The organism is Micromonospora sp. CNZ295, from assembly GCF_004217535.1.
The window spans coordinates 5,966,215-5,979,941 of record NZ_SHKZ01000001.1; the positions used below are offsets into that span (position 1 = coordinate 5,966,215).

Here is a 13,727-nt window from a genome sequence, read left to right on the forward strand (position 1 = left end):
CTATGCTGCCGGGGCGACGACGCGCGGGCCCGGTTACCGCCGCCGCCATCGCGGGTAGCAGGACACCCGCCCACCATCGACACACGGCACCACCCGACGCGCTGGAGGTTGCGTTGACCGACGACGTCCTGGTCGTACACGGAGGCACTCCGCTGCAAGGGCGGATCCGCGTGCGCGGCGCGAAGAACCTGGTCTCCAAGGCGATGGTCGCCGCTCTGCTGGGTGACAGCCCGAGCCGGCTGTACGACGTGCCGAAGATCCGTGACGTCGAGGTCGTCCGCGGGCTGCTCGGCCTGCACGGCGTCAAGGTCACCGACGGCGACGAGGACGGTGAGCTGGTCTTCGACCCGGCCAACGTGGAGAGCGCCAGCACCGACCAGATCAACGTGCACGCCGGCTCCAGCCGGATCCCGATCCTCTTCTGCGGGCCGCTGCTGCACCGGCTGGGCCACGCGTTCATCCCCGACCTGGGCGGCTGCCACATCGGTCCCCGCCCGATCGACTTCCACCTCCAGGCGCTGCGGGAGTTCGGGGCCACCGTCGACAAGCGGCCGGAGGGCCTGCACCTGTCCGCGCCGAACGGCCTGCACGGCACCAAGTTCGCCCTGCCGTACCCGAGCGTCGGCGCCACCGAGCAGGTGCTGCTGACCGCGGTGATGGCCGAGGGTGTGACCGAGCTGCGCAACGCGGCCGTCGAGCCGGAGATCATCGACCTGATCTGCGTCCTGCAGAAGATGGGCGCGATCATCAAGGTGCACACCGACCGGGTGATCGAGATCCAGGGCGTGCCGAAGCTGCACGGCTACTCGCACCGCCCGATCCCGGACCGGATCGAGGCGGCGAGCTGGGCGGCGGCCGCCCTGGCGACCCGCGGCCACGTCGAGGTGCTCGGCGCGGAGCAGGCCGACATGATGACCTTCCTGAACATCTTCCGCTCGGTCGGCGGCGAGTACGAGGTCACCGACGCCCGCCCGCCCCGCCTGGGGGACCCCGGCCAGGAGGGCGGCATCCGGTTCTGGCACCCGGGCGGCGAGCTGAAGTCGGTCGCGCTGGAGACCGACGTGCACCCCGGCTTCATGACCGACTGGCAGCAGCCGCTGGTCGTGGCGCTGACCCAGGCGCGGGGCCTGTCGATCGTCCACGAGACGGTGTACGAGCAGCGGCTCGGCTACACCGAGGCGCTCAACTCGATGGGCGCGAACATACAGGTCTACCGGGACTGCCTCGGCGGTACGCCGTGCCGCTTCGGGCGGCGCAACTTCAAGCACTCGGCGGTGATCGCCGGGCCGAGCAAGCTGCACGCCGCCGACCTGATCATCCCCGACCTGCGCGCCGGGTTCAGCCACCTGATCGCGGCGCTGGCCGCCGAGGGCACGTCCCGGGTGTACGGCGTCGACCTGATCAACCGCGGCTACGAGGACTTCGAGGCCAAGCTCGCCGACCTCGGCGCGCACGTCGAGCGGCCGTAACGTCGACCACTGACGCCGGCGCCCGCCGCACCGCGATGTGCGGCGGGCGCCGGCGTTTGGCTACCCTTGCCGCGTGTCGCTGTTTCGCCGCAAGTCCACCGACCTCGTCGACGAGGCCACCGCTCCGGTGACCCCGGAGGAGGAGCCTGCCGCCCGCCCCCGTGGCTACACCCCCGCGAAGGGGCGCGAGACGCCCAAGCGGCCCGCCGCCGGCCGGCGTCCGCCGGCTGCCACCAAGCCGCTGACCAAGGAGGAGCGGCGGGAGCAGCGGCGCAGGCTGCGCGCCGAGTCGGCCGCGGAGTTCCGGCGTGAGGGCGGCCCCCGCGACCGCGGGCCGGAGCGGCTGCTCGCCCGCAACGTGGTCGACTCGCGGCGCACGGTGGGCACCTGGTTCTTCGGCGGCGCGCTGGTGGTGCTGATCGGCTCCAACCAGGCGATGCCCCCGGTGATCCAGCTCGCCTCCAATCTCCTCTGGGCCGTGCTCGCCGTCGCCGTGATCGTCGACTCGATCCTGATCGCGCGGAAGATCAGGAAGCTGGTCCGCGAGCGGTACCCGAACACCGGCCAGCGGATGGGCTCGCTCTACCTGTACGCGATCATGCGGTCGCTCACCTTCCGCCGGATGCGGGCGCCCGAGCCGCGCGTCAACATCGGCGACCCGATCTGACCCGTGACGACGACGGCCCCTCCCGCTGCGGGAGGGGCCGTCGTCGTCACGGCGTTCACTCCACGCCGAGCAGTCGCAGCAGCGCGGTGGTGCCGGCGGCGGCGAGCACGACCAGCACGAACGGCACCCGGCGCCAGGCCAGCAGCACCCCGACCAGCACGCCCGCGGGTCGGGCCCAGCCGGCGAACCGGCCGGCCTCGGTGAGCGCGGCGGTGGCCGCCAGGGCGGCGAGCAGGGCCGCCGCACCCACCGGCAGCAGCCGCCGGGACCACGCGGGCAGGTCGAGCCGGTCGCGCAGCAGCACACCGGCGATCCGGAAGCCGTACGTCCCGGCGGCCAGCGCCACGATGACGGCGATCAGCACGAGTCCTCCTTCCGGCTGGCCGACACCGGCTCCAGCGCGTTCGGCTCCGTTCCGTCGGTCGTACCGGCCCGGCGCGCGTGGCGGACGGCGAGGACCGCCGGGCCGGCCAGGGCGAGCAGCACCGGAAGCCCGGCGGGCAGCAGCGGGGTGGCGAGCACCGCCAGCGCCGCGCCGGCCAGCGCCACCCGGCGGGTGTCCCGGTCCCGCAGGGTCGGCATCAGCAGGGCGATCAGGCCGGCCGGGAAGGCCGCGTCCAGCCCGAGGGCGGCCGGGTCGCCGGCCGCCCCGCCGGCCAGCACGCCGAGCAGGGTGCCGAGGTTCCAGGCGACGAAGAGCAGGACGCCGGCCAGCCAGAACGCGCGCCGCCGGGCGGCGCCGGCCGGCCGCCCCAGCGCGAAGGCGGTGGCCTCGTCGGTCATCAGGTGGCTGCCCAGCAGCCGGCGCCAGAGTGGGCCCCCGATGCTGTCGGCGAGGGTCAGCCCGAACGGCAGGTGCCGGGCGTTGAGCAGGAGCCCGGCGAGGACGGCGGCCAGCGGGCTGCCGGCGGCCACCAGCCCGACCGCCATGAACTGCGCGCCGCCGGCGTAGACCAGCACGGACATGGTGACGGTCGCCCACACCGGCACGCCAGCGGCGACGGCGACCGCCCCGAAGGAGGCGCCGACCGCGACCATCGCCGCCCCGATCGCGGCGACGTCGCGGAGGATGGCACCGTCCGCTGTTCGCTGTACCGTACGCACGGTACAGAATGATGAACGCGACCGGACGTGGTCGTCAAATCGAACAAACCGACTGATGGAGCGAACATGTCCGCGGAGCCGGCTCCCCCGCTCGCCACCATCGCCGCCGCGCTGCGCCGCGAGCGGGAGCGGGTCAACATCTCACTGACCGAGCTGGCACGGCGGGCCGGCATCGCCAAGTCGACCCTGTCCCAGCTCGAGTCCGGCGTCGGCAACCCGAGCGTGGAGACCCTCTGGGCGCTCGGGGTGGCGCTCGACGTCCCGTTCAGCCGGCTGGTCGAGCCGCCCGATCCGGCCGTCCGGGTCGTCCGGGCCGGCGAGGGCCCGCGCATCCGCTCCGAGCACGCCGAGTTCACCGCGACGCTGCTCAGCTCCGGACCCGCCCACGTCCGCCGGGACGTCTACCTGATGGAGCTGGAGCCGGGCACCGTGCGCACCGCCGAGGCGCACACTGCCCGCAGCGTCGAGCACGTCGTGGTGGGCGCCGGGCGGCTGCGGATCGGGCCGGACCCGGAGCTGGTGGAGCTGGGCCCCGGCGACTACGCCGCCTTCCCCGGCGACGTGCCGCACCGCTACGAGGCCCTGGCCCCGGGCACCTTCGCCGTGCTGGTGATGGAACACCCCTGAGGATCCCCCCGGTACAGGCGCGCGACCACGTCCTCGATGTCGGGCTCGACGATCGAGACATCGCGCAGCGCGCCGAGACCGGCGAGGGCGGCGACCACCTCGGCCACGCCCGCCGACTCCAGCGCGTACACCAGGCGGTGCCCGTCGGCCTCCACCCGCTCCAGCGGCGCGCCGGGCAACGCCGGCGGCCGGGCCGGCGCGGTGTCCAGGTCGGCGACGAGCAGGCGGCGCGACCCGTACCGGCGGTGCAGCGCGGCGATCGACCCGTCGTGCACCACCCGGCCGTGGTCGACCACGACCAGCCGCGCGCAGAGCCGCTCGATGTCGGCCAGATCGTGGGTGGTCAGCACCAGCGTGGTGTCGCCGGCGCGGCCCAGCTCGGCCAGGAAGCCGCGGAGCGCCTGCTTGCTGACCACGTCCAGGCCGATCGTCGGCTCGTCGAGGAAGAGCACCTCGGGCCCGTGCAGCAGCGCCGCGGTCAGCTCGCCGCGCATCCGCTGGCCCAGCGAGAGCTGCCGCACCGGCACCGCCATGAAGGCGTCCAGGTCGAGCAGGCTCCGGCAGCGGCGCAGCCGGGCCGCGTGAGCGTCGGCGGGCACCCGGTAGACGTGCCGGAGCAGCGCGAACGAGTCGCGCAGCGGCAGATCCCACCACAGCTGCGAGCGCTGCCCGAACACCACCCCGATGCACAGTGCGAGGCGGGTCCGGTCCGGGACCGGGCGCAGTCCGCACACCCGGGCCTCCCCGGCCGACGGTGTCAGCACGCCGGTGAGCATCTTCAGCGTGGTCGACTTGCCGGCGCCGTTCGGGCCGATGTAGCCGAGCATCTCGCCGCGGGCGACCCGCAGGTCGACGCCGTCGACGGCGGTGACCCGCCGCTTCTCCCGGCGCAGGCGGCCGGCGCGGACCCGCACCGTGAACTCCTTGCGCAGCCCGTCGGCCACGATGACGTCGGTCATGATCCCGTACTCCGGTAGTGGCGGACCCCGGTGCGCCAGGCCAGCGCGGCCAGCGCCGCGGCGACCAGCGCGACCGCCGGCGCGGCCCAGCCGACCACGGCCGGCAGGCCCAGCGGGTCGGCCCGGCCCAGCAGCGCCAGCGCCGGGTGGTAGCTGACGAAGGCCAGGCCCAGGCCGTACGCGAACAGCGCCCGGAACCAGCCACCGTAGACGGTGACCGGGTACGAGGTGAAGTCCCGCCCGCCGTAGGTGACCGAGTTGGCCAGTTCCCCCGAGTCCACCCAGAAGAACGAGACGGTGGCGGTGGCGACGAACACCGAGCCGAAGAAGACCACCCCGGCCAGCGGGGCCACGACCGCCAGCACCGCCCGCGCCGGGGTCCAGTCGATCCCGGCCGAGGCCAGTGCGACGGCGAGCACGGCCACGCCGAACACCGCCCGGGACACCTTGCGCAGCGGCAGGTCCATCAGCAGGAGCTGGGGCAGGGCGCCGAGTGGGCGGACCAGCACCGCGTCGAGGAGCCCGCTGCGCACGTACCGCGGCAGCCGCTCGATGTTGCCGACCAGCAGGTCCGCGGTGGCGAACGCGGCGGACGAGAGCCCGACGATCACCAGCGTCTCGGCGAGCGTGAAGCCGCCCAGTTCCCGGGTCACCCCGAAGATGACCAGGACGGTGACCACGTCGAAGACGGTGGAGCCCACGTTGCCGAGCAGGTCGACGACGAACGACGTCCGGTACGCGGCCTGCGCGCGGGCCTGGGCTCCCAGCAGCGCCCGGTACGCCCCGAGGGCGCCGCCGGAAGGAGGCTCAGCCACCCTGCACCACCAGCCGGTGCTCCGCGCGACCCTGCACCCACCGGGCGGCGAACAGGATCAGCGCCGTCCAGCCGGCCTGCAACCCGACCAGGCCGGCCTGTACGCCGGTCGGGTCCCGCTCGACCAGCACGTCGAGCGGGGTCTGCAGCAGGCTCGGGAACGGGGTGCCCAGCCACAGCGCGAGCTGCAGCCACTCCGGCAGGAAGCGCAGCGGGAAGTAGAGGCCGGCGAGCACGCCCGCCCCGACCGTCCAGAGGATCATCGGGCCCCGGACGTCGTGCAGCCAGTACGCGGTCGCGTTCACCAGGAACCGGCAGCCGAAGCAGAGCACCACGGCCAGGGCCGCGGAGACCGCGAACAGCGGGACGGTGGCCCACCGTGCCGGCAGGTGGACCTCGAAGAAGAGCGGCCCGATCAGCACCGGCGGCAGCATCCGGACCAGCACGGCGTGCCCGGCCCGGCCGAGGTCGGCCGCGAGGTACGCGGTGACCGGGTGCACCGGCCGGAGCAGGTCGGCGGCGATCTCGCCGGAGCGGATCCGGTCGGCCAGGTCGGTCCAGCCCCAGAGCAGGATCACGGCGAGCAGGCCCTGGCTGGCCCAGACGAACGTGGCCAGTTGGCCCCGGTCGTACCCGGCCACCGTGCCGGCCGCCCCGACGGCCGCGAGCAGCACGTAGCAACGCAGGAAGCCGAAGACCACGTTGGTGGCCAGCCCAGCGACCGAGGCCTGACGGTAGGTGGCGTAACGTCGGAAGCCCGATCCGGTTATAGCCTTAAATGTCCGGAACCATAGGATAACGTTTGATGCCCGGGACGGTGCCACAGTGGCGGTGACCGAGCCCACGCCGCTACCCTCCTTCCGCAGCTACGCCATGCCGGGACGGGGGACTCTACCGGCGGGCGGGACGCCCAGCGCGACAATGTGCAACGAGGTGACAATCGCCGTGAGCGAGCGGACGCGAGCCGGCCACCGGGGCGCGGCCGTGAGCGAGCGGACGCCCCTCGGGCGGTCCGTCACGCCCGTCCGCGCGGGGCACGGCCGCACCCTCGTGCAGACCGGCGACGGGTCCTCCGGATGAGTCGCGGCTACGGCGACCGGTGGCACGACCCCGCCGAGCCGTCCTGGGTGGTCGAGCCGACGAAAGAATGGCACCCCCAGTTCCCCGGCCAGCGCTACCCCGGCGACATCGGCATCGACCATCCCCCACCGCCCGCCCCGCGCGGCCGGGCCGCCGTGGTCGGTCGGGCCGAGGTGCCCCCGCTCGCGCCGACCCGCCCCGACGGCACGTACCTCGGCCGGTCCTGGGAGGACGAACCGGACGGCCGCCCACTGCCCCACGACGACCACCGCACCGGCGACCAGATGTACCGGCGCCCGGCCGACGGGGCGTACCCCCGTTCCGGCGACGAGATGTACCGCCGCCCGCCCGACGAGGCGTACCGCCATCCCGGCGACGAGATGTATCGCCGCCCGCCCGGTGACCCGGCCGGGGTGGGCGACCGGGGCCACCGGTCGGAACCGCGCAACAGCCGGGGCGGCGCCGACCCGGGACGGGGCCCCGACCCGCGACGCGCCGACCACACCGGGCGCGGCCGGTACGACGACCGGTACGCCCGCCGTGAGCCGGGCGGGCGCGACCGGCCCGTCTCTCCCGCGGGCCGGCCGGACGCGGACTGGTTACCCGAGCCGGACGAGGATCTGCCCAGGGGCCACGACCGCGACACCGGGCGGGGCGGGGCGGAGCCGCGCCGCACCCGCTACCCGTGGGGCCACTCGGGCGCGGGGGGCCGGGGACGGCCCGCCGAGGCGTACCCGGACCGCCCGGCCGGCGGACCTCGGGAGCAGTCGACCGCCGGCCCGCGTGACCGCGCCGTCGGCGCCGGGCGCGCCCGGCCTGCGGACGGGCCGGTCGACCGCGTGGTCGACGCGCCACCTGGCCGGCCCGGGGACGGCCGGTGGGACCGGTCCGTCGACGGACCGCCCGGGGTGGGCAGCCCGCGTGCCGCGGACGGTTCCTGGGACCGGGCGGCCGGTGCCGGGCCGGTCGAGCGACGGCGGGACGGCGGTTGGGACCGGTCCGTCGACGGACCGGGACACCGCCCGGCCGACCGTGGACCGCACCCGGACCGGTCGCACGGCGACCAGCAGTGGGCCGAGAGCCTCCGCCCGGACCGGGACGAGGCCTGGCCGGCACGCGAGGGGCGCGCCGAGCCGTACCCGCAGCGCCGCCCGGCCGACCCGGGCCGCCCGGCGGTGCACGGCGGCCCCGATCGGCACCGCGACGACGCGCCTGGCCTGGACCGCCGGCCCGACCGCCACGGTTCCGAGCAGGCGCACCCCGACCGGCGGCCCGAGGCCGGCCTGCCGTGGCCGCCACCGGGCCCGCTCCGGCCCGGCGCGGACCGCGAGGCCGCCCGGCACGGCGAGCCCGGCCCGCACCACGGCTCGCGCCCCGCGCCGGTCGACCGCCACCCGCACGACGGCCGGCCGGTCCGGCCCGAGACGCACCCCGCCGGCGCACCGGTGTCCGTCCCGCCGGCGCAGCCGCACGACCGATCCGGCTCCGGCGCACCCCCGCGTCCGGTCTCCCCCGCCCACCCGACGACCGGCCCCGACCACCGGCCCCCGGCGAACAGGCCGGTCGGCCACGGCACCCGGCCGGTCCCACCGGCCCCGGTCACCCGGCCGGTCTCCCCCGCGGCCGGCCCGCCGGTGTCGCCGGCTCCGGGCAGCTTCGACCACCCCGGCGCGGCCAGGGCCGGCGGCCCGTTCCCTGACCGGCCCCACGCCGGCACGCCCGTCCCGTACGGACCGGACCGCCCGGTGCCGCCGTCCCACCGACCGGACGAGGCCCACGTCCGACCCGTCTCGCCGGCACCGGACCGGGAGCGTGCCCGACCCGTCTCTCCCGCGCCCGAGCGGGGTCACGCCCGGCCGGTCTCCCCCGCACCCGGCCGGGAGCACGCCCGACCCGTCCCGCCGCCACCCCACCCGCAGGGACCGGCCGCCCCGCACAACCCGGACCGGCCCGTCTCCCCCGCACACCGTCCGGGGCCGACGGCCAACGTCCCGACCGACGGACCGCGGGCGGAGTTCCACCCCGGGCGGGGCGGCCTGCCAGCGGCCCACCCCGACGTGCCGGCGGAGCAGCCGACGCCATCGGAGCCGCCGGTCAGCGCGGCGGACTCCGGCACCACCTCCCCGCCGATGCCGGCCATCACGCCGTGGAACCCGCGCCGGTACGTCCCGCCGCCTCCCTCGGACCCGCCCGTCGTCGAGCCGCCGCCCACGCGGCAGCGCGGCGGACCGGGCTCCTGGTTCGCGCCGGCCACGCCGGAGTCGACGCCCGATCCGGCACCGGCCGCGACGGATGCGGCCCCGGTCGTCCCCGCCCCGCGGCCCGACCCGACGCGGGCCGCCCCGCCGTCGACAACCGGCCCGGAACCGGCACCCGACCTGCCCACGGACGTCCCGGAACCGGCCGCGCCCGGGGAAGCCGCCGCCGGACAGCCGGTACCCACGACGGCGGCACCCGGCACCGACGGCCTGGTCGACGCGTCCGCGCCCACGGTGTCCTCGGCGGCCCCCGGCGACCGTCCGGTCCCGGCACCCCCCTTCGAGACCGGACGCACCCGGCCGGTCTCCGCGCCGCCGGCACCGTCCACATTCGATGCCGCGCCGCCGGCCTCACCGGTCGCCCCGTCGCCCAGCGCGTCCACGCCGGCGCCGGCGGATCCGGCACCGGACGCCGTCGCCGCGCCGGCCACCGAGCCGGCAGCGGTGCCCGGCACCACACCCGAGCCCGCCACCACGGCCCCGACCGAACCGGCCCGCGCATCCCTGGCCGGCGATCAGCCGACCGCGCACCCGGCCGCGCCGGTGCCGGGCCCGGCGCCGGACGCCTCGGTCTCGACCGGACCGGGCCACGTCCCGCCGCCCGAGGAGCCGGTAACCGCACCACCGGCCGGACCGCAACCCGGCACCGTGCCACCGCCGGCCGACGCCGCAGCGGCGCCCCACCCGGACACCGCGGTCCCCGCGCCGGCCGTTCCACCGGCGGCCCCCGCACCGGACGCGACGCCACCCACCGCACCCGGGGTGGCGACGCCGGAGCTGGTAGGCCCGGACGCGGCACCGCAGACCGCACCGGCGGCGGCACCCGCCGAGCCGGTCGGCACCGCCGCGCCGCCACCATCCGCGGCCGTCCCGGTCAACAACCCCGACCCGGTGACCGAGGTTCCGGCCGGACCGGCGCCAGCCCACGCCGACGCCGCACCGACCCCGACCGCCGAGCCGGACCCGATCGCCGAGCCGGACCCGATCACCGCACCGGCGGCGGGGCCGGCACCCGGCACCACGGCGGTTCCCCGGACGTCCAGCACCGCGGAGGCCGCCCCCGGGGCCGGCCCGAGCGGCGCGCGGAAGGCCGCGCCGGACGGCGCGACGGACGCCGCCCCGCCGGCACAAGCCACGGACGCCGCCCCGCCGGCACAAGCCACGGACACCGCCCCACCGGAACAGGCCACCGACGCCGCGGGGGACGCGACCGACGCCGCCGCGGAGCGCCTGGCCGCGCAGGGCGACCCCGAGCAGATCCTGGCCAGCTACCGGTGGCAGCTGGACCCGGTGACCCTGCGCGAGATCAGCACGGATCCCGAGGAGTTCCTGGCGATCCGGCGCCGCCTCACCGAGAAGCTCGGCACGGCCATCGACAACCGGTCCCGCGCCCGCCTGCTCAGCCTGCGCGCGGTGGTGTCCCGGCTCGCCGGGGACCTCGACGACGCCCTGGCGGACGGCCGGCTCGCCCTCACCTACGCGGAGGCGACCGGCGAACTGCGCCGGACCGCCCTGGCCCAGGCCCGGCTGGCGCACGTGCTGCGCTGGCGGGGCGAGTACGCCGAGGCCGACCGGCTCTTCGCCGAGGCCAACTCGCCGGAGCTGCCCGACCGGCTGCGGGCGGCGCTGCACGAGCACGCCGGGCGGTGCTGCTTCGACCAGGGCCGCCTGATGGAGGCCTGCGCGCACTTCGAGCGGGCGCTGGACCTGCGCGGTTCCGCCGACCCCGAACTGCTGGCCCGGGTCCGGATGAGCCTGGACGCGGTGACCGACCGGGCCGCGGTGACCGGCTTCGGGCCGTACCCGCGCAAGCGCGAGGAAGTGCTGGAGCCGGACCGGCCCCCGGTGCCGGCACGCGACGGTGACCGCTGGGGGTACGCGGACCCGGAGGGCGACCTGGTGATCGCGGCGGAGTACGCGGAGGCGCAGCCGTTCCGGGAGGGGGTGGCCTGGGTCCGCCGGCCGGGGGACGACCGGTGGTCACTGGTCGACCTGGCCGGTACCACCGTGCTGGAGCCGTGCTGGCTGGCGGTCCGCCCGTTCTCCGACGGGCTGGCGTGGGTCTCCCGGGGCGAGCCGGGCGGCTGGTGCGCGATCAACCCGGGCGGCGAGGTGGTCGTGCCGCCGGGCTTCGCGGAGGTACGGCCGTTCCGGCGCGGGGTCGCCGCAGTCCGCCGGGAGGGTTGGGGCGCGGTGGACAGCACCGGCCGGCTGGTGGTCCCGACCCGCTACCACGGGTTCGCCACGATGCTCGCCGACGGCCGGCACGTCGACGGCTTCACCGACGACGGGCTGGCCGTGGTGGACGCCGCCGGCCGGTACGGGGTGGTGGACCGCACCGGGCGGGTGGTCGTGCCGCCGGTGCACGCGGCGGTGGTGGTGCACCCGGTCGCGTTCCTGGTGGCGACGGCCTCCGGACGGTGGGGCGCCCTGGACCGGCGGGGTGAACCGCTGATCGACCCGACGCACCCGGACCGGGACGGGGTGGTCGCCGAGATCGACCACCTGCTGACCGACACCGTGCCGGTGATCTGACGGCCGGGTCCGCCGGCCCGCGCCGACCGACCCGGATGGGACCGCCGCGCCCGGACTAGGGTCGGGTCATGGAATTCCGACACCTGGGCCGCTCCGGCCTGATGGTCAGCGAGATCTCGTACGGCAACTGGATCACCCACGGCTCGCAGGTCGAGGAGGAGGCGGCGTTCGCCTGCGTCCGGGCCGCCCTGGACGCCGGCATCACCACCTTCGACACCGCCGACGTGTACGCGGGCACCCGCGCGGAGGACGTCCTCGGCCGGGCCCTGCAGGGCGAGCGGCGCGAGGGGATCGAGCTGTTCACGAAGGTCTACTGGCCGACCGGGCCGGGCCGCAACGACCGGGGCCTGTCCCGCAAGCACATCATGGAGTCGATCAACGGCTCGCTGCGCCGGCTGCGCACCGACTACGTCGACCTCTACCAGGCCCACCGGTACGACTACAGCACACCGCTGGAGGAGACGATGGAGGCGTTCGCGGACGTCGTCCACTCCGGCAAGGCCCTCTACATCGGCGTCTCGGAGTGGACGGCGGCGCAGATCCGGGAGGCCCACCAGCTCGCCCGCGAGCTGCGGATCCCGCTGGTCTCCAACCAGCCGCAGTACTCGATGCTCTGGCGGGTCATCGAGGCCGAGGTCGTCCCCACCAGCGAGGAGCTGGGCGTCGGCCAGATCGTCTGGTCCCCGATGGCGCAGGGCGTGCTCTCCGGCAAGTACCTGCCGGGCCAGCCGCCGCCGGCCGGTTCCCGGGCCACCGACGAGAAGTCCGGCGCCGGCTTCATCGCCAAGTGGCTGAACGACGAGGTGCTGACCCGGGTGCAGCGGCTCAAGCCCCTCGCCGAGCAGGCCGACCTCAGCATGGCCCAGCTCGCGATCGCCTGGGTGCTGCAGAACCCCAACGTCTCCTCGGCGATCGTCGGCGCGACCCGCCCGGAGCAGGTGCACGACAACGTCAAGGCCGCTGGCGTGAAGCTCGACGCCGACCTGCTCAAGGCGATCGACGAGATCGTCGAGCCGGTCACCGAGCGGGACCCGTCCCGCACCGAGTCGCCCGCCCAGCGTCCGTAACCCTGCCCCGTCGATCCGGGGCCCGTCGGGCCCCGGATCGGCGCGTCGAGGGGCGCGGCCCGGGCGGGGGCCGCCCAGCCAGGCCGCTCAGCCCTGCCAGAAGCGGACCAGGTCCAGGCCGAGGGAGTACAGGCCCCGGGGCAGGCCGAGGGCGTCGCCGATCGCGAAGACCGCGCCGAAGAACCAGCCGGCGATGCGGGGGCTCCACAGCAGGGCGAACAGCAGGAGGAAGCCGTACGGCGCGAAGAGGTCGTACATCCGGCGGTACGGCGGGCTGAGCCACGGCTGGATCATGTTGCCGCCGTCCAGGCCCGGCACCGGGAGCAGGTTGAGCAGGCTCGCGGTGAGCTGGAGGAAGGCGAGCAGCGCCACCGCGGCCCAGAATTCGAGCGTCCCGCCCCCGGGCGCCAACAGCCGGACCGCGAGGACCAGCAGCAGCGTGAACACCACGTTGGTGGCGGGGCCGGCGAGGCTGACCAGGGTGTGCCGCAGCCGCCCCGGGATGGCGTGCCGGTCCACCCAGACCGCGCCGCCGGGGAGGCCGATGCCGCCCAGCAGCACCACCAGCACCGGCAGCGCGATGGACAGCAGCGGGTGGCTGTACTTCAGCGGGTTGAGCGTGAGGTAGCCCTGGTGGGCGACGCTGCGGTCGCCGGCGCGGAACGCGACGATCGCGTGCGCGTACTCGTGCAGGCAGAGGGAGACCAGCCACCCGGAGACGACGAAGAGGAAGACGTCGAGCCGGAGATTGCCGACCCCGCGCCAGGTCAGCACGCCGCTGGTCACGAAGATCGCCACCAGGGCGAGGAACACCGGGCTGGGACGGAACGCCGCCCGGGGCACGCCGAGCAGCAGCGGCCCGCTCCCCGGACGGTCGCCCGCCATCACTCCGCCGGGGGCAGCAGGCTCATCCGGTACTCCACGCGGTCGTCCTCGACGAGCGCGACCGAGGTGACGCCGGACGCCGCGAGCTCCCGCCAGGTCTGGCCGATCCACGACTCGGCATCCGCCTGGCTGCCGAACTGCTCCGCCGGCCCCTGCGCCGGCTCGCCGTTCGCGCCCTCGTACCGCCAGCTCCACGCCATGTGCGCGTCTCCCCTCGCCGCTGATCCCCCGCCAGACTAGTCGGCGCCGCGGACAACGGCTG

Annotated in this window: 12 protein-coding genes; 5 read left to right on the top strand and 7 right to left on the bottom strand. The window is 76.1% G+C overall.

Going from position 1 to position 13,727, the window contains the following annotated elements; genetic code table 11:
• Positions 1-113 precede the first annotated feature (113 nt).
• Both murA and EV376_RS27725 read left to right on the top strand, forming a co-directional pair.
• Entirely contained in the window at positions 114-1,469 is a 1,356-nt protein-coding gene (gene murA, locus EV376_RS27720; protein ID WP_130328032.1) for a UDP-N-acetylglucosamine 1-carboxyvinyltransferase, read from the top strand.
• Positions 1,470-1,542: 73 nt separating this feature from the next.
• On the top strand, positions 1,543-2,136 hold the full coding sequence (locus EV376_RS27725) for a DUF3043 domain-containing protein (RefSeq protein ID WP_130328034.1): 594 nt from the start codon (positions 1,543-1,545) through the stop codon (positions 2,134-2,136).
• 55 nt (positions 2,137-2,191) lie between these two features.
• Here EV376_RS27725 and EV376_RS27730 read toward each other — a convergent pair whose 3' ends face one another.
• Together EV376_RS27730 and EV376_RS27735 are read right to left on the bottom strand one after the other, a co-directional pair.
• The gene (locus tag EV376_RS27730; RefSeq protein WP_130328036.1) at positions 2,192-2,500 is read right to left on the bottom strand and encodes an AzlD domain-containing protein; all 309 of its coding nucleotides are present in this window, start codon (positions 2,498-2,500) and stop codon (positions 2,192-2,194) included.
• The gene (locus tag EV376_RS27735) at positions 2,494-3,240 is read right to left on the bottom strand and encodes an AzlC family ABC transporter permease (RefSeq protein ID WP_130328038.1); all 747 of its coding nucleotides are present in this window, start codon (positions 3,238-3,240) and stop codon (positions 2,494-2,496) included. The genes EV376_RS27730 and EV376_RS27735 overlap by 7 nt, the downstream gene beginning before the upstream one ends.
• A gap of 66 nt (positions 3,241-3,306) precedes the next feature.
• Between EV376_RS27735 and EV376_RS27740 the strand changes: the two genes are divergently transcribed.
• Positions 3,307-3,867, top strand: coding sequence for an XRE family transcriptional regulator (locus EV376_RS27740; RefSeq protein ID WP_130328040.1), 561 nt, complete (start codon positions 3,307-3,309; stop codon positions 3,865-3,867).
• Here the strand turns inward: EV376_RS27740 and EV376_RS27745 are convergent.
• The 3 genes from EV376_RS27745 to EV376_RS27755 are packed head-to-tail and all read right to left on the bottom strand — an operon-like array spanning position 3,813 to position 6,485.
• Entirely contained in the window at positions 3,813-4,826 is a 1,014-nt protein-coding gene (locus EV376_RS27745; RefSeq protein ID WP_130328042.1) for an ATP-binding cassette domain-containing protein, read from the bottom strand. The genes EV376_RS27740 and EV376_RS27745 overlap by 55 nt on opposite strands.
• The gene (locus EV376_RS27750; RefSeq protein ID WP_130328044.1) at positions 4,823-5,641 is read right to left on the bottom strand and encodes an ABC-2 family transporter protein; all 819 of its coding nucleotides are present in this window, start codon (positions 5,639-5,641) and stop codon (positions 4,823-4,825) included. The genes EV376_RS27745 and EV376_RS27750 overlap by 4 nt, the downstream gene beginning before the upstream one ends.
• A complete protein-coding gene (locus EV376_RS27755; protein ID WP_130328046.1) occupies positions 5,634-6,485 on the bottom strand; it encodes an ABC-2 family transporter protein in 852 nt (283 codons plus the stop codon). Before EV376_RS27755 ends, EV376_RS27750 begins: the two co-directional genes overlap by 8 nt.
• Before the next feature lie 231 nt (positions 6,486-6,716).
• Between EV376_RS27755 and EV376_RS31140 the strand changes: the two genes are divergently transcribed.
• The gene (locus EV376_RS31140; RefSeq protein ID WP_486482822.1) at positions 6,717-11,513 is read left to right on the top strand and encodes a WG repeat-containing protein; all 4,797 of its coding nucleotides are present in this window, start codon (positions 6,717-6,719) and stop codon (positions 11,511-11,513) included.
• Between the two features lie 68 nt (positions 11,514-11,581).
• Positions 11,582-12,580 (top strand): aldo/keto reductase family protein, encoded by a 999-nt coding sequence (locus tag EV376_RS27770; RefSeq protein ID WP_130328047.1) that lies wholly within the window; start codon positions 11,582-11,584, stop codon positions 12,578-12,580.
• A gap of 87 nt (positions 12,581-12,667) precedes the next feature.
• On the opposite strand, the gene EV376_RS27775 is transcribed toward EV376_RS27770, so the two are convergent.
• Both EV376_RS27775 and EV376_RS27780 read right to left on the bottom strand, forming a co-directional pair.
• Positions 12,668-13,465, bottom strand: a complete 798-nt coding sequence (locus tag EV376_RS27775; RefSeq protein ID WP_130328049.1) for a site-2 protease family protein — start codon at positions 13,463-13,465, stop codon at positions 12,668-12,670.
• Positions 13,465-13,665, bottom strand: coding sequence for a hypothetical protein (locus EV376_RS27780; RefSeq protein WP_130328051.1), 201 nt, complete (start codon positions 13,663-13,665; stop codon positions 13,465-13,467). The genes EV376_RS27775 and EV376_RS27780 overlap by 1 nt, the downstream gene beginning before the upstream one ends.
• Positions 13,666-13,727: the final 62 nt, after the last annotated feature.

What these genes read in the sequence shown, in the direction of transcription:
- EV376_RS27740 (WP_130328040.1), top strand. Translation starts at nt 3,307, where the DNA reads ATGTCCGCGGAGCCGGCTCCCCCGCTCGCCACCATCGCCGCCGCGCTG.
- EV376_RS27745 (WP_130328042.1), bottom strand. Translation starts at nt 4,826, where the DNA reads ATGACCGACGTCATCGTGGCCGACGGGCTGCGCAAGGAGTTCACGGTG.
- EV376_RS31140 (WP_486482822.1), top strand. Translation starts at nt 6,717, where the DNA reads ATGAGTCGCGGCTACGGCGACCGGTGGCACGACCCCGCCGAGCCGTCC.
- EV376_RS27770 (WP_130328047.1), top strand. Translation starts at nt 11,582, where the DNA reads ATGGAATTCCGACACCTGGGCCGCTCCGGCCTGATGGTCAGCGAGATC.
- EV376_RS27775 (WP_130328049.1), bottom strand. Translation starts at nt 13,465, where the DNA reads ATGGCGGGCGACCGTCCGGGGAGCGGGCCGCTGCTGCTCGGCGTGCCC.
- EV376_RS27780 (WP_130328051.1), bottom strand. Translation starts at nt 13,665, where the DNA reads ATGGCGTGGAGCTGGCGGTACGAGGGCGCGAACGGCGAGCCGGCGCAG.